The sequence below is a fragment of the Sedimenticola selenatireducens genome, assembly GCF_963675335.2.
Classification (GTDB): domain Bacteria; phylum Pseudomonadota; class Gammaproteobacteria; order Chromatiales; family Chromatiaceae; genus Sedimenticola; species Sedimenticola selenatireducens.
In genome coordinates this window covers 398,222-416,260 of sequence record NZ_CAXXYC010000004.1, presented here as the reverse complement: position 1 = coordinate 416,260, position 18,039 = coordinate 398,222, and the positions used below count along the sequence as shown (strand labels likewise).

At 57.3% G+C, this 18,039-nt stretch carries 17 protein-coding genes; 7 read left to right on the top strand and 10 right to left on the bottom strand.

Annotation, left to right across the window (positions count from 1 at the left end; translation table 11 throughout):
- The first annotated feature begins 50 nt into the window (after window positions 1-50).
- The 3 genes from thiL to ACHZBF_RS13070 are packed head-to-tail and all read left to right on the top strand — an operon-like array spanning window position 51 to window position 2,190.
- A complete protein-coding gene (thiL, locus tag ACHZBF_RS13080) occupies window positions 51-1,022 on the top strand; it encodes a thiamine-phosphate kinase (RefSeq protein ID WP_321528681.1) in 972 nt (323 codons plus the stop codon).
- Window positions 1,000-1,488: a phosphatidylglycerophosphatase A family protein gene (locus ACHZBF_RS13075; RefSeq protein WP_321528680.1), complete on the top strand. Its 489-nt coding sequence runs from the start codon at window positions 1,000-1,002 to the stop codon at window positions 1,486-1,488. The genes thiL and ACHZBF_RS13075 overlap by 23 nt, the downstream gene beginning before the upstream one ends.
- Window positions 1,489-1,521: 33 nt before the next feature.
- Window positions 1,522-2,190, top strand: coding sequence for a TIGR02281 family clan AA aspartic protease (locus tag ACHZBF_RS13070; RefSeq protein WP_321528679.1), 669 nt, complete (start codon window positions 1,522-1,524; stop codon window positions 2,188-2,190).
- Between the two features lie 26 nt (window positions 2,191-2,216).
- Here ACHZBF_RS13070 and ACHZBF_RS13065 read toward each other — a convergent pair whose 3' ends face one another.
- Window positions 2,217-2,777, bottom strand: coding sequence for a Yip1 family protein (locus ACHZBF_RS13065; protein ID WP_029131721.1), 561 nt, complete (start codon window positions 2,775-2,777; stop codon window positions 2,217-2,219).
- 78 nt (window positions 2,778-2,855) lie between these two features.
- On the opposite strand from ACHZBF_RS13065, the gene ACHZBF_RS13060 reads away from it, so the two are divergent.
- The gene (locus ACHZBF_RS13060; RefSeq protein WP_335339992.1) at window positions 2,856-3,278 is read left to right on the top strand and encodes a MarR family transcriptional regulator; all 423 of its coding nucleotides are present in this window, start codon (window positions 2,856-2,858) and stop codon (window positions 3,276-3,278) included.
- Between the two features lie 47 nt (window positions 3,279-3,325).
- Here the strand turns inward: ACHZBF_RS13060 and ACHZBF_RS13055 are convergent, their stop codons facing one another.
- On the bottom strand, window positions 3,326-4,819 hold the full coding sequence (locus ACHZBF_RS13055) for a putative periplasmic lipoprotein (protein WP_321528678.1): 1,494 nt from the start codon (window positions 4,817-4,819) through the stop codon (window positions 3,326-3,328).
- A gap of 172 nt (window positions 4,820-4,991) precedes the next feature.
- On the opposite strand from ACHZBF_RS13055, the gene thpR reads away from it, so the two are divergent.
- Entirely contained in the window at window positions 4,992-5,546 is a 555-nt protein-coding gene (gene thpR, locus ACHZBF_RS13050; protein WP_321528677.1) for an RNA 2',3'-cyclic phosphodiesterase, read from the top strand.
- A gap of 124 nt (window positions 5,547-5,670) precedes the next feature.
- On the opposite strand, the gene ACHZBF_RS13045 is transcribed toward thpR, so the two are convergent.
- The 8 genes from ACHZBF_RS13045 to mtoX form a co-directional block, all read right to left on the bottom strand.
- Complete coding sequence (locus ACHZBF_RS13045) at window positions 5,671-6,927, bottom strand: EAL and HDOD domain-containing protein (protein WP_273439901.1); 1,257 nt, start codon at window positions 6,925-6,927, stop codon at window positions 5,671-5,673.
- A gap of 354 nt (window positions 6,928-7,281) precedes the next feature.
- Complete coding sequence (locus ACHZBF_RS13040) at window positions 7,282-7,833, bottom strand: DUF6624 domain-containing protein (RefSeq protein ID WP_321528676.1); 552 nt, start codon at window positions 7,831-7,833, stop codon at window positions 7,282-7,284.
- 597 nt (window positions 7,834-8,430) lie between these two features.
- Window positions 8,431-8,910: a hypothetical protein gene (locus ACHZBF_RS13035; protein ID WP_321528675.1), complete on the bottom strand. Its 480-nt coding sequence runs from the start codon at window positions 8,908-8,910 to the stop codon at window positions 8,431-8,433.
- Window positions 8,911-9,302: 392 nt separating this feature from the next.
- Window positions 9,303-10,139, bottom strand: coding sequence for an S-formylglutathione hydrolase (fghA, locus tag ACHZBF_RS13030; RefSeq protein ID WP_321528674.1), 837 nt, complete (start codon window positions 10,137-10,139; stop codon window positions 9,303-9,305).
- Between the two features lie 9 nt (window positions 10,140-10,148).
- The gene (locus ACHZBF_RS13025) at window positions 10,149-11,258 is read right to left on the bottom strand and encodes an S-(hydroxymethyl)glutathione dehydrogenase/class III alcohol dehydrogenase (RefSeq protein ID WP_321528673.1); all 1,110 of its coding nucleotides are present in this window, start codon (window positions 11,256-11,258) and stop codon (window positions 10,149-10,151) included.
- 61 nt (window positions 11,259-11,319) lie between these two features.
- The gene (locus ACHZBF_RS13020; protein WP_321528672.1) at window positions 11,320-11,919 is read right to left on the bottom strand and encodes an SCO family protein; all 600 of its coding nucleotides are present in this window, start codon (window positions 11,917-11,919) and stop codon (window positions 11,320-11,322) included.
- The gene (locus ACHZBF_RS13015) at window positions 11,920-13,881 is read right to left on the bottom strand and encodes a cytochrome c peroxidase (protein ID WP_321528671.1); all 1,962 of its coding nucleotides are present in this window, start codon (window positions 13,879-13,881) and stop codon (window positions 11,920-11,922) included.
- Window positions 13,882-13,952: 71 nt separating this feature from the next.
- On the bottom strand, window positions 13,953-15,338 hold the full coding sequence (gene mtoX, locus ACHZBF_RS13010; protein ID WP_335342980.1) for a methanethiol oxidase: 1,386 nt from the start codon (window positions 15,336-15,338) through the stop codon (window positions 13,953-13,955).
- A gap of 126 nt (window positions 15,339-15,464) precedes the next feature.
- Here mtoX and ACHZBF_RS13005 point away from each other — a divergent pair, with 126 nt between their 5' ends.
- Window positions 15,465-16,106: a TetR/AcrR family transcriptional regulator gene (locus ACHZBF_RS13005; RefSeq protein ID WP_273439889.1), complete on the top strand. Its 642-nt coding sequence runs from the start codon at window positions 15,465-15,467 to the stop codon at window positions 16,104-16,106.
- Between the two features lie 237 nt (window positions 16,107-16,343).
- Window positions 16,344-17,963, top strand: coding sequence for an ABC-F family ATPase (locus ACHZBF_RS13000; RefSeq protein WP_084609612.1), 1,620 nt, complete (start codon window positions 16,344-16,346; stop codon window positions 17,961-17,963).
- Window positions 17,964-18,039 lie beyond the last annotated feature (76 nt).

Below are 18,039 nucleotides of genomic sequence, written 5' to 3'. Positions count from 1 at the left end.
TATAGGGCGCCCTGTGGGCGCCGATTGAACACAGGGTACCGCCAAACATCATGCCGGCCTCCGAATTCCAACTGATCGAACGCTACTTCTCCCGTCTCGGCGCGGAGCGGGCGGATGTGCCGTTGGGGGCGGGAGATGACTGCGCCCTGTTGCAGGTTCCCGAGGGCAAGCTGCTGGCGGTCAGTATCGATACCCTGGTCGAGGGTACCCATTTCCTGCCCGGCGCCGATGCCGAATCCCTGGGGCACAAGGCACTGGCGGTCAATCTCAGTGACCTGGCGGCGATGGGCGCCGAGCCCGCCTGGGTCACCCTGGCCCTGACCCTGCCGCGGGTGGATGAGGCGTGGATCGAGGCGTTTTGTCGTGGTTTCGCCGCGCTGGCCTCCCGCTACCAGGTGCAACTGGTGGGAGGGGATACCACACGCGGTCCCCTGAGTATCTCGGTACAGGCGCATGGCTTTGTCGAACCGGGCCAGGCGTTGCGGCGTGACGCGGCGAAACCGGGCGATCTGATCTATGTGACCGGTACCCTGGGTGATGCCGGGCTGGCCCTGTTGGCCGCCAGCGGCCGTTATGACGCAGGGGATCAACGTGTGGTTTTGCAGCGGCGGCTGGATCGGCCCGAACCCCGTATTGAAGTGGCCCAGGCCCTGCGTGACCTGGCCACAGGAGCGATCGATATCTCTGATGGCCTGCTTTCCGATCTGGGGCATATCTGTGACAAGAGCGGCGTTGGCGCGACCATCCGGCAGGCGGCCATTCCCCTCTCCGAACCAATGGCCGCTTATTTGCAGACCACGGGAGACTGGTCGATACCACTTGCTGCCGGGGATGATTATGAGCTCTGCCTCATTATCCCGGCCGCCCGTCAGGCGAGGGTAGAGGCGGTTGGGCAGCGACTGGAAGTCCCGTTGAGCCTGATCGGCCGAATCGAGGCCGGTAGCGGCATTAGCTGCACCGATGAAGCAGGCAACCCCATTGCCCTCGTCCAGGGAGGATATGACCATTTCAGCGCACCCTGAACTACGGCCAAACTGGCATAACCCGATCCATCTGCTGGCCTTTGGCCTGGGCTCCGGTGCGGCGCCCAAGGCTCCCGGCACCTTCGGCACACTGGCGGCGGTACCCCTCTATCTGCTGCTCCAGCCTCTGGCCAATCTGCAGTATCTGGTTTTGGTGCTGCTGCTGTTCCTGCTCGGTATCTGGCTCTGCGGCCGCACCTCCCGGGATCTGGGAGTACATGACCACGGCGGCATCGTCTGGGATGAGTGGGTCGGCTTTCTGCTCACCATGTGGATGGCGCCCCCGGGCTGGTACTGGTTGCTGGCGGGGTTCTGCCTGTTCCGCCTGTTCGATATCCTCAAGCCCTGGCCGATCGGCTGGCTCGACCGACGGGTCTCCGGCGGGTTGGGGATTATGCTGGATGACGTGTTGGCTGGAATCTTTGGTCTTGCCCTCATTCAACTGGCTGCGTATCTGTTAGTCTAGGAAAGCAATGCCGGATCTGACGGAGAAAACAGCATGACCCGCTTACCCTCTAAACGCCACTTCGCCATTTTATTACTCTTTCCGGGTTGCCTGCTTTGGTCGGCGTCTGTGCTGGCCGTGGAGAAAGTCCGGGTGATGGCCCTGTTTGCCGATAAGGCGATGTTGCAGATCGATGGTAAACAGCGGCTGCTCAGGGCCGGTCAGAAGAGTCCGGAGGGGGTGCTGCTGGTCTCCGCCGACGCCAACGGGGCGGTAATCGAGGTGAATGGCAAGCGGGATAGTTACAGCCTGGGTTCGCAGGTCGGTGGTCACTTCGCCCAGCGGCAGATGGCCGAGGTGAAAATCTGGGCGGATAATCGCGGCTCCTACAACACCATGGGTAGCATCAACGGCCGCATGGTGGACATGTTGGTGGATACTGGCGCGACCACCATTGCCATGAGTGAGGTGGAAGCGAAGCGTCTGGGTATCCCCTACCGCATTCGGGGAGAGAAGACCGGCGTGCGCACTGCTTCCGGTTTTGCCAAGGCCTATGCCATCACGCTCGATCAGGTGCAGGTGGGTGAACTGGTGCTGCAACAGGTCGAGGCCGTGGTGGTGGAAGGCAACAGCCCGCACCGGGTACTGCTCGGCATGAGTTTTCTCAGCCGGGTGAAGATGGAGCACAAGGGCACCCTCATGGTCCTGCAGAGCAAGTTCTGATCAGGTCCCCGGCTTGCGTCTATTCGCTAGAACGCCCAAATAATTGACAATAGCATTGCCCAGGCGATGACACTGGCGGCCATGATGGTATAGGTGACCGACATTGCCTCCACGTCCTCCCGTATCAGTTTAAGTCCCTGAAGTCCGTGATAGACCAGGAGACAGGAGGCGGCCAGCGCGGCGAGCGCAATGAGCATGTTGACCACCAGGCTGGGGATCAGCAGTCCCAGGGCTGAGAGCCAGAGTGGAATCGGTGCCAGGGCGGCCAGCAGGTAGGTGTCATGCAGGCTTATCTCGGGATGGTGGGTGCCGGCAACTTCATGAATCAACCAGCCCATTACGGCAAAGCTCAACAGTTCTGCCAGAAAGAAGATGGTGGTGATGAACTGCCACGCCTTGTCGCCAAACCCGGGAATGAAGGCATCGCCATAGTGGGTGCCGGCATAATAGAGCATAACCGGCGGGATCAGTGACATCGGCAGAACGATAAACATGACCAATGAAACAACTGAGGGTCGGCGGCTGCGCAGTTCGTCCCATCCCGTGCTGGAGGAGAAAGGGGTCTGAATCAGGTGGGCAAAGTGCATGGATCACCTCCGCTGTTTAAATATCATACTATGATATAAAAAGTAGTTGTCCTTCAAAAGTGTGTCAAGGGGAGTACCTTGGAAATCGGTCCAGCCAGTAGTCTTGATTCGTTGAGCAAGCGGGATTTTGAGCGTCTTTCGCATTTCCGCTATCGACTGCGCTGTTTTTTGCGCTATAGCGAGGATCTGTGCAGTGAGTATGGCGTGACTTCGTTGCAATATCAGTTGTTGCTGCACCTGAAGGGTTTTCAGGGGCGGGAGTGGGCGACGGTGGGAGAGTTGGCCGAGCGTCTTCAGGCCAAGCACCACGGCACGGTTGCGCTGGTGGATCGCTGTGAACAGGTGGGACTGGTGGAGCGCAAGCGGGGCCGCGAGGATCGGCGGCGGATTGAAGTGCATCTGCTGGAAAAGGGGGCTCGACTGGTTGAGTGCATTGCCCAGCGGCACCAGCCGGAGTTGCAACTGTTGCGGGAAGAGTTCCGGTTGCCGGGCTGGGAGTGAAGCCGACAGGGCTATTCGAGAGATACCTTCAGGTAAGCTCAGTTTGTCTAATGCGGTTTGTCGGAATCCATTTGCTGTTCACCATGGGTCTGCTCCGACTTCAGCTCGAACAGTGAGGGGATCAGAAACGGATCATCAAAGTGGCGCCGGCCGACAAAGGCGATGGCGTGGCGGCCGACCTGGCGCATGGCCCCCGGTGAGCGAATGCCCATGGGCCAGAGAATAAACCGTTCCGGTCGCGCGCTGCCCGTCACCAGACCGTGGTCGGAAAACAGGCTGTGATTGCCTGAGTCTGCGGGCAGGGAACGCAGCCGATCATAGGGCTGGCTTTGCATGGTCAGGGTGTTCTGCCCCGTGCCTGGCGGATAGAGTCGTTCGATGTAGTGGGTGACCGGGGCGATGCGCACTACCAGGGAGTCGTGGGGAGCCGCTTGCGGCACCAGTGGTGGCTCGGTAAACGGTTGCCGGGTCGGACGCAATTGCAGCCGTGCGGTCGGAAATGCCATGTAGTAACAGCCGCATTGATGGATGCTGTCATACAGCCAGGGTGTGCCGTCCGGTCCGAGCGTCACGCGCCAGAGCAGGCCGTCAAAACGGCCGCCATAAATATCACGACTCGGGCGCGCCGGGAACCAGACCAGATAATTGAGTTGCAACAGTACCCGGTTCTCGAAACGGGTGTAACTGATCAGCCGGTATTCCGTGGCAGTGCGGGTATCCACCGTGCCGCCGTCCAGCCACTTCACCGTGCCGATACGGTCATCATCGCTGGCCACATCCACCTCCCATACCGGGGCGTGGCGCATGAACAGCCGTCTGGCCGTATCCTCGCTCAAGACCGGAATCCCCAGCGCATCGAGATCCCAATGGGGTGAGGTGCTCTCGACAGTATCAGGGCGGCGGGTTGACCAGCGCGTGAGAGAACCGGACACGGGTAGTTCGCTCAGAGGCCGCGCATAGCCTGCTTGCGTGCGGTCATGCCACCGCTGTATGCCCAGTGATACCAATTGCGCCGTTAAGGGATAAAGGCCGAACACCCGCCAGCTCATCACATAATCATCCGCCACCACAGTTGCGCTGCGAAGCTGGCTGAGCGAATCCGGATCGCGCAACAGCGCCTGGCGCAACTGCTCCCGGCAGTGATCCAGCTCTTCCAGCCGGGACTGGGCTGTCCGGCGAACAGCCGGATCGGGCAGGTTGTTTATTTCCAGTTGGCGGGCAATCCTGTCCAGTGCCGCCAGGTGGTGGGTCCACTGCTCCAGTTGAGCGGCGCCGGAGGCCTCGTTACGGAAGGAGGCGAGGAAGCGGTTGCTGCGCAGATAGGGAAACCCCGGGATGCGGCTAACCCCCTGATCGCGCCGTCCGGCCTGATCGATGATCTGGTCACTATCCACAAACAGTTGCGTGCAGCCGGGTTGGCGTTGGTCAACCGCATCCCGGACGGGTGGTGATGTGGCGCAACCGGTCAGCAACATCAGTAGCAGAATGGCCGGTATGAGTGGAGCGAAGTGACGACGTGATCGCCCTGAACAGACGCACATAGACCCTCCTGAAGCGATCCATATTGTGGGCAGTGGTGAAAGTCTGTAGCCCGATAGAGAGTGTAGCTGTCTCGCAGTACAATCCCCCGAAATGGGTTATAAATCGGATATACCCGCTGTGCGACAGCGGAGATGCCGGTTGGTCCCCCGATGATATGGAATCTGTTTTGACGTGAAACGACTTTTTCTGGCGCTGGATATTCCGGGCGCGGTCAAGGATGCCCTGCTTGGTTTTCAGCCCGGGCCAGGTGCCGGGCTGCGCCCGGTGAGCAGGGAGGGGCTGCACCTTACCCTCTGCTTTATCGGTGTTGCGGATATTGAACAGGTGCACCGGGCGATTCGTCTTCTTCGGCCCCGGGAGTTTTCGCTTCAGATCCGGGGGCTGGGGCGATACGGTCACGCCAAAGGCGGGGTGCTTTGGGCGGGAGTGGAGCCTTGCAAAGGGATATTGGCCCTGCAGAGGCGTCTGTCGGTCGCCCTGTCGCAGGCGGATATCCCGGTCGACACCAAGCGATTTCGTCCCCACATCACCCTGGCCCGCTACAAGGCGGGCGTGTCGAAGTGCAGGATTGAGCGGTTCCTGCAGCAGAGCGATCGGCTGGTACTTGACCCCGTCCGGATTCGTCAGTTTCTGCTTTTCTCCAGTGATACTCGATCGGAAGGTGCGGTGTACAGGATAGAGCGCAGGTATCCTCCGATCGGCAATGGCAGAAACCGGCCTATCTGATCTCTACAAGTGTCATCCATGCGCTTGCCTCATCAGGTCGAGTAATGAGCGGCTAATATTTTACCTGAACAGCCCTGAGTTGGAGGGGTAGCCAGATGTTAGTGAATGGATTTTCGCCGCCGGCCTAGACCTCGGCCTGTTGTTCGACCTCGTTGCCCCACAGCATCGCCTCACGCCAGACGCCTGAGATCAGATGTTCCTTGATTTGCAATAGCCGGGCCTGCTGGCTGATAGCTTCGCTGTCCGCCGTCTCAATAGCGGTCGCAAGCTTCAGGTATGTCCCGAAACGCCCCTTGCCGGTCAACAGCCCCTGGGCCAGCGGTTCCTGCAACGACAGTATCGGCAGCAACTGATCCATACTAACGTCGAGCATTACATCGAGCAGTGACAGCAGGCCGAATAGAAACAGGCTGTCTGGCTCCAGCTCTCCGCGCTGCGCATCCTCGGCAATCAGCAATTCGAAAAAACGCGCCCGTACGATGGACATGCGATACAGTTCCGGGGTGATTTTGCGGGCCCCCATGTCTGACAACACCACCATGCGCAGCCAGTATTTGAGCCGCACCATCCCCAGCAGGGAAATGGCATGCTGAATAGACTTGATCTTCACCGAAAAACAGAAAGCCGCTGAATTGAGGAGTCGCAGCAGCCGGAAGGCAATGCTGGGGTCACGTTCAATCAGGCGGGTGTAGTCCTGGGGTGTCGCCTCTTCCTGTTCAAGTAACGCAAGGGTCTTGATCTTGGAGAAACAGGTCGCCGAGAGTTTCTTGCCCGAGATGGTCTGGGGGTGGGCAAAATAGTATCCCTGAAACAGGTCGAAGCCCATCTCCTGCAAGTGAGGCACATGAGCAGGGTTCTCCACTTTTTCGGCCAGCGTGAGCACCCGCTCCGGCACCCGCGCCACCAGCGCGGCGATCTGTTCCAGCTCCAGTCCCAGCAGGTCAATCTTGATAATGTCGGCATACTCCATCAACTGCGACAGATTGGCTTCACCCCGATAATCGTCAATGGCGATCAGATAGCCCTCCTGTTTCAGTTCAATGATCGCCTTGATCACCTCGGGACTGGCCGTTACCGATTCCAGCACCTCGACCACGGTAACCCCCGGGGGCAGGCCCTTGGGAGCCCCGTCAAGCAGCAGTTTTTCGGTGTAATTGATGAAAATCCGCTTGGACGGCTTGAAATCGGTATCGGGACAAACCAGACCGGCAGTGGCGACGCAGGCGGTAGCCAGATCATAGTCGTCAATCTCGGCCGTACGGCAGTCGGCGCTCTTGCGATACAACAACTCGTAACCCCAGATTGAGCCACTGCGGTCGAAGATCGGTTGCCGGGCAAAAAAGATGTCGGAATAGAGGCTGTCTGGAGGCTGGTTGGACATACGGCCGATCCTGGATGGGAATCATCATTACTGGGAACACAAGCGCTAGGCATGTCTGTTATTTTTTGCGGCCACAACGTTGGAAATACCGCTGGGGCATATTATACATGGATGGTCACCGTGGTGACGAATTTCGTAAAGCGTCATATTATTGACGGCGCCTGGAGGATAATGAGGGTCCAATCATTTTGTGTATTTCTCTACCGATGAAGCGGGACGGGGGAGTAGCGCCCTTGTCGTGACATCAGGTCCGGGCTGTCCGGTCGCACCCGACAGGAGAGGTTGGATGTTCTTGATATTTTCTGATTCAGATGACCGGTGATCTACCACAACAAGTTGCTCAAATATAATTGACTAGGCTTTCGATGTGCGATTGGCGATAGCAGTATTGTGCCGCTCCTGTATTCGCTGTGTCGCCTCGGCCAGGGGTTCAAGTCCCAACTCCTTGCGCAACATGTCCACTTTCGCGGGGTCATTTATCGGCAGGGGATAAGCTATACCGTTTTTATCAATATCATGCTGAGTACCGTAGATCTGGGGTTTTCCTGACAGGGTGAGCAGGCGGTCTTCAAGATAGGCGACACACCAACCCTCTGCCTCTCCCTGAGCCGTCGCCGCTTTCAATAGGGTCAGACACTCCTCCATCAATCCGCCGTCCAGGATGGCATGCTGAACAATCAACCATGCCGCCTCCGACCCTTGCTTGCCGACCAGGCTGATGCCCGGCCACCCATGATGATTAATGATCTCCCTGATCCGTGCACTGTTCTTCTGGTGAAGCGTTTTCATTCGTGGGTGATATTCGGCGACTCCCAACTCTCCGCTGTCGGACAATTCCTGCAATACGCGCTGATCTTCCGCCGCCATTGATAGCAGTTCACTCTTCAATTTGTGATTTACAGCCATGATGTTTTTTCCAATTAACAGTCTCGTACGGGCTCGCGATGAGATTTCCGTTGTCCCCAACACTGCAAAACCTAATCTGACAAGTCGCTACCGGCCTTAATAGTTCAGCCGAACCCTGCGAGTTGTTTCGGGGCTCCTGCTGACAGGATACTCAATCGCAGGGGCTGAGCACCAACAGCATCATCTCCTGATGTTCTCTATTTAATATTCGAACCGCACACGGCGCACAGGGGGCAGGTGATTGCCGATGGTCTGCCAGGAGTCCTGTCGCATCATAATATTTGGCCGCAATTCCCACTGCATTAACCCGATACAAACCTTACGTCAGGGTATGCCGGGCCCGAAGCAAAACGGATGTCGGAAATTGAAAATGCCGGGTTTAAATGGTAAAGCCTAGCTGATCAGAAAAAATACAGCACAGCATTTATGGCGCCGGGTATTCATTTATCTACCCGATGAAACAGCGCGGGGTGGTGAACTGGAAATGTTGGAGAATGAATTTCTCGGTATGGATTCTTGTTTGATTTTGTTCTGGCTAGTCGCTAGCCAGCAGGTTGGGGTAAGGAACGATCCGCATTCAACATCATGTTGCACGTACTATTTTTCTATTTCCAGAAAATAGATGTCATTATGAAATCTCTTTTCCTTTATCTCCTCGATATTTGAAATTTTTTGCAAATCATCAAACGTCTCATCGATAACGGCTATCACCTGGTGATATATCTCTTCGTCAACCAGGTTGTTTTTCTTTCCATTGCCCAATACCATCTTGATTCCCGAAAGCGCGTTACCGACACGATCATGAACCGTATTCATGGTGGCCTTGAGAGTGCGCATCTTCGCCTCTTTCACATCCAGATTTTTATTGACCTGTCTCTGAACGTAGAGTCCGAATATGATTACCAGGGCGCTGATAAATGCCCGCATCCAAAGTTCATTGAAGTCACTTGGAATCAGCTCGAACGGTTGCCCATAATCCAGAACGGCAAAATGCATCAGCGACTCGCCACACCAAAAAATGGCGGCGGAGATGATGCTGATGATCAGAAACAGTTGTCTCTCCAGGTTGAATAGCATATCGATCTTCCTTCTTGTTTGTTTTAGTTGAACTGTTCTTGCCAGGGAACTATGTGAGCCGGTGTCCGTAAAACTCCGTAGGGACGATTCCAAAATAGATGGTGGGAGTATGAGTTCCCTGCTTTTATCAGGTTGCAAGCGCTTTTTGTGCCCATACTACTGGGCTATCCGATAACCTGAAAATCAAAAATATTTATTGTATTTCCAATGATTACACAGGTTAGGGCGAGTACGAACGCCAACAGTATGATGCCTGTTTACGTGGGTCTCTTTTTATCAGCTCAACCCAGGGGGTTGGAAGGCGTCGGCAGCTGGCCGCTGGAAAATTCTGAAACCCTGGGATTAAAACATGGGGCCTCCCCGTGACCGGGAAGGCCCCCACGACGGAAGAACTATTTCCTCAATGCGGTTGCGTGGTAGGCCAGGTGTTCGCCGATGAAGGTGGCGATGAAGTGGTAGCTGTGGTCATATCCTTCCTGCATGCGCAGGGTCAGCGGGATGCCCCGTTTCTCACAGGCAGCCTGCAGGTCGGCAGGGTAGAGCTGGTCGGCGAGGAATTCGTCACCGGTCCCCTGGTCGATCAGCAGTGGCATCCCTGATGCACCGGCCTTGATCAGTTCCGTGGCGTCATACGCTTTCCAGGTTTCAATATCTTTACCCAGATAAGCCGAGAAACAGCCTTCTCCCCAACCACACACCGTGGGGTGGCAGATGGGAGAGAAGGCGGAGACGGAGCGATAGGCGCCCGGCTCCTTGAGGGCACAGATCAGGGCTCCGTGTCCGCCCATGGAGTGACCGGTGATCGACTTGACGCCGGGAATCACCGGCAGTTCCGCTTCGATCAGTGCCGGCAGCTCCCGGGTGACGTAGTCGTACATCCGGTAATGTTGCGACCAGGGAGACTGGGTGGCGTTGACATAGAAACCGGCCCCCTGGCCCAGGTCGTAACGTTCCGGTTCGTCCGCCACCTCGTCACCGCGCGGGCTGGTGTCGGGCATCACCAGGGCGATACCCAGCTCCGCCGCGTAACGCTGCGCGCCCGCCTTGGTACGTACGTTGTCATCGGTACAGGTGAGACCTGACAGCCAGTAAACCGCCGGGACTTTTTCCGTTGCCGCCCGGGGCGGCAGATAGACCGAGAAGGTCATGTCGCAGCGGCAGCTCTCCGATCCGTGTTGATAGCGATTCAGCCAGCCGCCAAACTCCTTGATGCTTTCAATCTGTTTCATGCCATGGCCTCAGAAGATAATGACCGAGCGGATGCTCTCACCGCTGTGCATCAGGTCGAAGGCGCGGTTGATATCCTCCAGTGGCATGGTGTGGGTCACCATACGGTCCAGTTCGATCTCACCGTTCATGTAACGATTAACATAACCCGGCAGTTCGGTGCGACCCTTGACGCCACCGAAGGCGGTACCTTTCCAGGTGCGTCCGGTCACCAGCTGAAACGGTCGGGTGCTGATCTCCTGGCCCGCGCCGGCGACGCCGATGATGGTGGAGACGCCCCAGCCGTTGTGGCAGCACTCCAGCGCCTCGCGCATCACGTGCACATTGCCGATGCACTCGAACGAGTAGTCGACACCGCCGTTGGTCATCTCGACAATCGCTTCGGTGACACTGCCGCTGAGTGTCTTGGGATTGACGAAGTCGGTGGCACCCAGTGCCTTGGCGATCTCCCACTTGTTCGGGTTGATATCGACGGCAATGATGCGTCCCGCCTTGGCCATGACCGCACCCTGGATACAGGAGAGGCCGATACCACCCAGGCCGAAAACGGCCACGCTCGAACCAGGTTCCACTTTGGCGGTGTTGAGCACCGCACCAATACCGGTGGTGACGCCACAACCGAGTAGACAGATCTTGTCCAGGGGGGCCGCCTTGTTCACCTTGGCCAGGGCAATCTCCGGCACCACGGTATATTCCGAGAAGGTGGAGCAACCCATGTAGTGATAGATCGGCTTGCCGTTCATGGAGAAACGACGGCTATGATCCGGCATGTAACCGGTCCACACCGTCTCGGCAATGGACTGACAAAGATTGGTCTTGGGCGAGTGGCAGTACTCGCACTCGCCACACTCCGGGATGTAGAGCGGAATCACATGATCACCCGGTTTCAGGTCTTTCACCCCGGGGCCGCACTCCACCACTTCGCAGCCGCCTTCGTGTCCCAGTACGGCGGGGAATACACCTTCCGGGTCGTCACCAGAGAGGGTGAAGGCATCGGTGTGACAGACGCCGGAGGCGATCACTTTTAACAGCACCTCCCCCTCCTTCGGTCCTTCCACATCGATCATCTCAATAGACAGGGGCTTTTTCGCTTCCCAGGCCACGGCGGCTTTTGCTTTCATGCTGTGTACTCCTTGATGGTTGTGTATGGATCTTTGTGTCTAATGATTTTGCTAAAACGTTTTATCGACTTGCGTCCTTGGGTGACTGCACACTCTGCATATTGTTATCCAATAGTGAGCGTACCACACGCTGCACGTGCTCGGGCGGCAGGCCATAGGGCACCACGCTGAAGAGTTGCCCGTGTTGATCGATAATGAACAGGTTGGCAGAGTGATCCAGGCTATAACTGCCGTTTGGTAGTGGATGTTTTTGATAGCGCACCCGATAGCGGCTTGATACCTGCCGGATAGCGTCCTGTGAACCGGTCAGGCCAATCAGCTGCCGGTTAAAATAGCTCAGGTAATCCTTAAGCACCCGGGGGGTGTCGCGCTCCGGGTCAAGGGAAACGAACAGTCCCTGCACCCGGTCGGCATCGGTGCCCAGCCCGTCAAGCACCCGGGATACCCCAGCCAGTTCAGTGGGGCAGATGTCGGGACAGAAAGTGTAGCCAAAAAACAGCAGTACCACCTTGCCGCGCAGTTGTTGCAGACGGAATGTCTTGCCCTCGTGGTCGATCAGGGTGAAATCGCCGCCGATACTGGAGGTGCTGGCCTGACTGGTTGTAAAAAGGCTGGATAGTAGCGGCAACATAATCAGTGGAGCCAACCGGGTCATACGCATTCAGCGTGCCTCCGCGGTGCTTTTATGGGCCCAGCCAGGATCGCCTTTTTTGACATCACCCACGGGTGCGGCAAAGGCATCGGCCACGATCTGCTCCACATTGCGCCCGGTCAGTGACTGCAGGAAGGCAATCAGGTCCTGGCGCTCCTGCTCCGACAGGTTGAGGGGCTGGATCAGCGGGTCAAGCAGTTCATTGGGCACGCCGCCGGCATTATAAAAATCCACCACGTCACCTAATGTACTGAGTGATCCGTTGTGCATGTAGGGAGCGGTCAGGGCGATATTGCGCAGGCTCGGTGTCTTGTATTTCCAGCGGTCATCCGGATTCTGGGTAATCTCGTAGCGCCCCACGTCGGTCGGGGGTGGCTCACCGACACTGTCTATGACAGAGCGATCAACATCAATGGTGATGCCCGGGGCGATCTGTATCTGTTCCCGCTCAGCGCGGATGCCCATCGACTCGCGGTAACCGATGCCGGTGTTGTGCAACTGATCGTCACTGAACAGGGCGTGCTGTTCATCAATAGTGTGGCAGGCGACGCAGCCGGCCTTGCCGGTAAACAGCTTGAAACCGCGTTGTGCCGGAGCCAGCAGGGTGTCAGGTTCCTTGGCGTAATACCAGCGATCAAAGGAGGAACCGCCGGAGACCAGGCTGCGTTGATAACTGGCCAGTGCCATGCCGAGCGTCTCCATGGAAACGCCCTTGCCGTTGAACGCCGCTTCGAACAGGCCCCGGTATTCATCAATGCCGCCGATCTTGTTGATCACATGGCCGACCGAAGGGTTGGCCATCTCGTTTTTTGCCAGCAGTGGTCCCCACACCTGCTGTTCCAGGCTATCCTCGCGGCCATCATGAAACAGCAGGGCGGCATAGGCACTGTTGTAGATTGTTGGCGAGTTGCGCCGCACGCTGCGCCCCTCGACACCCACCGCCATGGCGAGCTCGTTACTGGTGAACCCCTGTTCCGGAATATGGCACATGGCGCAGGAGAAGGTGTCATTGAGGGAGAGGCGGCGGTCAAAGAACAGTTTTCGCCCCAGCGCGATCTTCTCACGGGTAATGGGATTATTGTCCGGCTGGGGGATTGCCGGCAGTCCCAGTGGCGGCCGTTCAACCCATTGCATCAGATCAATCGCTTCTCCCCGGCGCAATTCCAGTGCGCGGGAATTGGTTTTGTAGCCGGCACTTTCGTAGCCGGTCTTGTCGTCACCCGGTTGCGACAGGCTGGGCATCTTTTTAGGGGCATGGGCGGAGTTGGCCTGCTTTTCTTGTGGGTCCGCCTGCCTGATCAGGGTCTTGATATCGTTCAGGACCAGCGCCTGATGCAAAAAATCCACATTGTAGATATTGCGTATCCGCTTCTGCGGGTCGATCAGAAAAACGCGCAATATATGGGAGAAACCTACGCTGCTGCTGCCGTCGCTGGCGACGTCTCTCTGTACCTGCTGATTGTAGGCGTTGAGAATCGGCGCCAGTGTCTGTTCGGAGTCGGTGGTAACGAACTGCCAGTCGCCCAGATTGCCGGCATAACGGAAATTATTGGCATAGTGCGCCATCACTTCTGGGGTGTCTGATGCAGGATCAAAACTGAGGCTGATCAGTTTCAGCTTGTCCGCCAGTTCTGCATCCTGCTGCATGCGTGCCTTGATCTGATAAAAGACGTGGGCGGTCAGTGGGCAGCCGTTGATGTCACTGCAGTTGCTGTAGATAAATCCCAGCAGCACGTACTTGCCGTCAAACAGTTCATGGAGTTGGCGCGAACGGCCGGTGGCATCCAGTACCGTGCCGTCCGCCGCCGTACCAAGGGCCGGCAGGGTATAACTGCCGACGGGGGGTAGCGGATAGCCCAGCCCGCCATAGCCGACCGCCAGCGGGGTTGATGGGCTGTTGGTGTCTGCTACTGCACTTGAAAACAGCCACAGCCCACAAGTTAAAAAAAAGGCTAATGATCGGGTTAACATCTGATCTCGCGAATATCGTCTCGACCGGATGCGTTGCCGCATCCGGTCACGCCGGTTAATGAGTGGGGTTATCAGTCGCCGGCTTCCAGTTTTGCCACGGCGGTCGTTACGCTGGGTTTGACAGCGCTATAGAGCGAATAGGCGCCGAAACGCATCTGATGGGCACGGCCCAGTTTCTGCTCATTGAAGTCGATGGAGAACTGCTCCACCAATTTCTCACCATCCCAGATGAAACTCTTGAAATACTGCTCATTGTCTTCTCCCTTCTTGTCCCAGTTGGCCAGCAGGGAGGAGGTGTAGTAGATCCGTTTGCCGTCCCAGCTGGAGGAGGCCATGTTGACCTGGCGGCCGATTACCTTCTCGTAGATCTGCTTGGGATTGTGCGGGTCGGTAATATCGAACAGTCGGGTCTTGCCGTCCATGAAGGTGTTCACCCAGAGATGGCTGTCGTCCGAACTGATGGAGATATCAACCGGTAGCGGCACCTTGGCGGGATCGCCCACATCGGCCACGGCCTTGCTCTGCCATTCGCCCTGTTCATCCTCGTAGACCAGATAGATCTTGGAGGTGAGCGCGGTGGTGGTTAGACACCAGTTATGGTTAGGCTGCCAGGCGCAACGGATCTCCAGGGGGGCGCCCGGTACATCGAATATCTTCTTCGGTTTCTTGCTGTGCAGATTCCACAGCACCATGGTGTTGCCGAACCGTTTCATTGCCTCCTTGTCCTGCAGCATCTTGCCGAAATCCATCATGTAGTTGGACCAGCCGGTGAACGAGGAGGTGAGCATGATATTGCGACGCGGCAGCACGCGCAGGTCATAGTTGTAGCCATCGGCAAAATTGCCACTCTTCTTGGCACCCTGCAGGTTCTGGTCGGTCGGCATCCAGTGGGTGGCGATATACTCGCCCTCATTGGTGTACTCGACCAGTGCGGTGCGGCCGCCATGGTCCTTGTTGTTGGAGAGGCCGGTAATCATGATCCGGCCAGGCAGGGCATAGGTGGTGTGGGGGCCGACCACGCCGCCGCTCTTCTCGACAAAGTCGGTCACTACCTTGTGCAGGGTTGGTTTTGCCGGATCGGAGGCGACGTCAAAGATGAACAGCTTGTTGGTATCCAGACCGCCAGCCCAGAGATATTTACGGTCGTCGGTAAAACCGGAATGGTGGGCCTCATTGCGGCCGCCCACGGAGAGGCTGGCGACGACCTTACCGTAATTGGGTGACTTTGGATTGACATCCACCGTGACCAGTTTGTCCTGCCCGTCGCCCAATCCCTCGACACCGAGGGTCCAGACGTAGACGAAATCCTCCTGGCCGGTGATCTTGGCCATGTAGGGCGACTGGCAGGTCTCATCTGCCCGGGTGGCGACAGGGGCACCCAGCAGCGACAGGGTTACAGCCATGGCCGTAGCCAGTATCCCGGGCCTTATGGATGTCACATATCCAGGATTATTCATTGTGTCTCCTCCTGTTGGCTCTGTTATTATACTCATTCAAAAAGTAGAACGAATGTTCATTTCTGTCAAATTTTTTACTATGCTATGTATAATCAGCAAACAAAAAACGATTGATCTGGAGTCTTCATGCCTTACCTGAATAAAGCGGCACCTTCCCCCGAACCACTGGATTGCCGTATTCTCTCCGCGGCGCTGGATCTGTTCGTGGAGCGCGGATTTCACAATGTTTCGGTGCATGATGTGCAGCGGGAGTCACAGGTCAGCATCGGTTCGATCTACAAACACTTTGGCGGCAAGGAGGGGATTGCCAAGGCGCTCTACTATCACCTGTTGAATGAATTCGAGGAGATGATGAATCAGGTGATGGAGGAGGATCTGAGCAACCGGGAGCGCTGTAACCGGATCATTGCGTTGCTGTTTGAGTACACCGAGAGCCGTCGCAACATCATCGAGTACATGTTGCATGCCAAGCATCGGGAGTTCCTGCCCAATGAGCCGCCGATCTGCAGCTCCACCCCGTTCAAGGTGATGCGAAACATCGTCCAGCAGGGCATGGATGCGGGCGAGATCCGTTCGGGGAATCCCTGGGTGGTTGCCTCCACAGTCTTTGGCGGGGCGATCCGCATGATTCACCTGCGGCTTGACGGGGTGATGGAGCAGCCCCTGACGGAATGCTATGACGAGCTGATCGATTGCATGTGGCGAGGCCTGAGTACCGGCGAGGCGGTAAAGCGAAAAAGACCGCAAGCTGTCGAGGTTGCCGGCTGAGTCTGATCTCTGCGCCGCTGAAGCAACTGCCCTCCATCCAGACTTGAACCCGCGTGGGCTTTTCTCTACCATACACCACCCTTTGTGGCCCTTCGGCATGCACAGGCCCCTGCCAGGTAGCTGACAGTTATCGGCTGTTTCTGATGACTGGTCCCGGCCGAGGCACTACCCGCCCTTTTTTGTCCCAAGCGCTGACGGTTGCTGGCTGTCGGATCGCTCTGATGATCGGAATTTAATGTGATTACCACTGCTAATATCACCATGCAATTTGGCGCCAAGCCGCTGTTTGAAAACATCTCGGTAAAGTTCGGCAACGGCAACCGCTATGGCCTGATCGGCGCCAACGGCTGTGGCAAGTCCACCCTGATGAAAATCCTGGGCGGAGAGCTGGAACCCTCGGCCGGCAATGTCAAGGTGGATGTCAACGAGCGGGTGGGCAGGCTGCGGCAGGACCAGTTTGCCTTCGAGACCTATACAGTGCTTGATACCGTAATCATGGGCTATGCCGAACTGTGGGCGGTGAAGCAGGAGCGTGACCGGATCTACGCGCTGCCGGAGATGAGCGAGGAGGACGGCATGAAGGTGGCCGAGCTGGAGGTCGAATTCGCTGAACTGGACGGCTACAGCGCCGAGGCGCGGGCCGGCGAACTGCTGCTGGGCCTGGAGATTCCCGAGTCCCAGCACTTCGGCCTGATGAGCGAGGTGGCGCCGGGCTGGAAGTTGCGCGTGCTGCTGGCCCAGGCCCTGTTTGCCGATCCCGACATCATGCTGCTGGACGAGCCGACCAACAACCTGGACATTAATACCATCCGCTGGCTGGAAGGGGTGCTGAACCAGCGTAACAGCACCATGGTCATCATTTCCCATGACCGCCATTTTCTGAACAGCGTCTGTACCCACATGGCCGACCTTGACTATGGCGAGCTGCGCATCTACCCCGGCAATTACGACGACTACATGACCGCCTCTACCCAGGTGCGCGAGCGACTGCTGGCGGATAATGCCAAGAAGAAGGCGCAAATTTCCGAGCTGCAGACCTTTGTCAGCCGCTTCAGCGCCAACGCCTCCAAGGCGAAGCAGGCCACTTCACGGGCGCGCCAGATCGACAAGATTCAGTTGGCCGAGGTAAAGCCCTCCAGCCGGGTCAGTCCCTATATCCGCTTTGACCAGACCAAGAAGCTCTATCGGCTGGCGCTGGAAGTGGAGGGGGTGAGCAAGGGATATGGCGAGGCGCCCCTGTTTAACAAGCTCGATCTGCAGATCGAGGTCGGCGAACGGGTGGCCATCATCGGCGCCAGTGGTATTGGCAAGACTACCCTGTTGCGCACCCTGGTGGGTGATCTGCAGGCTGATAGCGGAGATGTACGCTGGTCGGAAAACGCCCAGATTGGTTATTTCGCCCAGGATCACTCGGCCGATTTTGCCCAGGATCTGGACCTGTTCGACTGGATGGCGCAGTGGGGCCAGAAAGGTGATGATGAGCAGGTGATTCGCGGTACCCTCGGGCGCATGCTGTTTTCCCAGCACGAGATCAAGAAATCGGTGAAGGTGATCTCCGGTGGTGAGCAGGGGCGCATGCTGTTTGGCAAGCTGATGCTGCAGCGGCCCAATATCCTGCTGATGGATGAACCGACCAACCACCTGGACATGGAGTCGATCGAATCACTCAACCTGGCGCTGGAGAACTATCCCGGTACCCTGTTCTTTGTCAGCCATGACCGTGAATTTATCTCCTCGCTGGCTACCCGCATTATCGAGATCACCCCGACAGGCGTGAATGATTTCCGCGGGGGTTACGAGGAGTATCTGCGCAGCCAGGGGGTTGAAGAGTTCGCTGGGCAGCGCGCGGCCGGGTAATCTGCCTACCATAGCCGGTTTGGCGAAACGCTGCGGTTTGCGGCCTCCCCCGGCGGCTTAACCGCAACAGACCGGA

Bases quoted from the DNA above. Each gene is read 5' to 3' on its own strand.
- thiL (WP_321528681.1), top strand. From the start codon at position 51: ATGCCGGCCTCCGAATTCCAACTGATCGAACGCTACTTCTCCCGTCTC.
- ACHZBF_RS13075 (WP_321528680.1), top strand. From the start codon at position 1,000: ATGACCATTTCAGCGCACCCTGAACTACGGCCAAACTGGCATAACCCG.
- ACHZBF_RS13070 (WP_321528679.1), top strand. From the start codon at position 1,522: ATGACCCGCTTACCCTCTAAACGCCACTTCGCCATTTTATTACTCTTT.
- ACHZBF_RS13065 (WP_029131721.1), bottom strand. From the start codon at position 2,777: ATGCACTTTGCCCACCTGATTCAGACCCCTTTCTCCTCCAGCACGGGA.
- ACHZBF_RS13055 (WP_321528678.1), bottom strand. From the start codon at position 4,819: ATGTGCGTCTGTTCAGGGCGATCACGTCGTCACTTCGCTCCACTCATA.
- ACHZBF_RS13045 (WP_273439901.1), bottom strand. From the start codon at position 6,927: ATGTCCAACCAGCCTCCAGACAGCCTCTATTCCGACATCTTTTTTGCC.
- ACHZBF_RS13040 (WP_321528676.1), bottom strand. From the start codon at position 7,833: ATGGCTGTAAATCACAAATTGAAGAGTGAACTGCTATCAATGGCGGCG.
- ACHZBF_RS13035 (WP_321528675.1), bottom strand. From the start codon at position 8,910: ATGCTATTCAACCTGGAGAGACAACTGTTTCTGATCATCAGCATCATC.
- fghA (WP_321528674.1), bottom strand. From the start codon at position 10,139: ATGAAACAGATTGAAAGCATCAAGGAGTTTGGCGGCTGGCTGAATCGC.
- ACHZBF_RS13025 (WP_321528673.1), bottom strand. From the start codon at position 11,258: ATGAAAGCAAAAGCCGCCGTGGCCTGGGAAGCGAAAAAGCCCCTGTCT.
- ACHZBF_RS13020 (WP_321528672.1), bottom strand. From the start codon at position 11,919: ATGCGTATGACCCGGTTGGCTCCACTGATTATGTTGCCGCTACTATCC.
- ACHZBF_RS13015 (WP_321528671.1), bottom strand. From the start codon at position 13,881: ATGTTAACCCGATCATTAGCCTTTTTTTTAACTTGTGGGCTGTGGCTG.
- mtoX (WP_335342980.1), bottom strand. From the start codon at position 15,338: ATGAATAATCCTGGATATGTGACATCCATAAGGCCCGGGATACTGGCT.
- ACHZBF_RS13005 (WP_273439889.1), top strand. From the start codon at position 15,465: ATGCCTTACCTGAATAAAGCGGCACCTTCCCCCGAACCACTGGATTGC.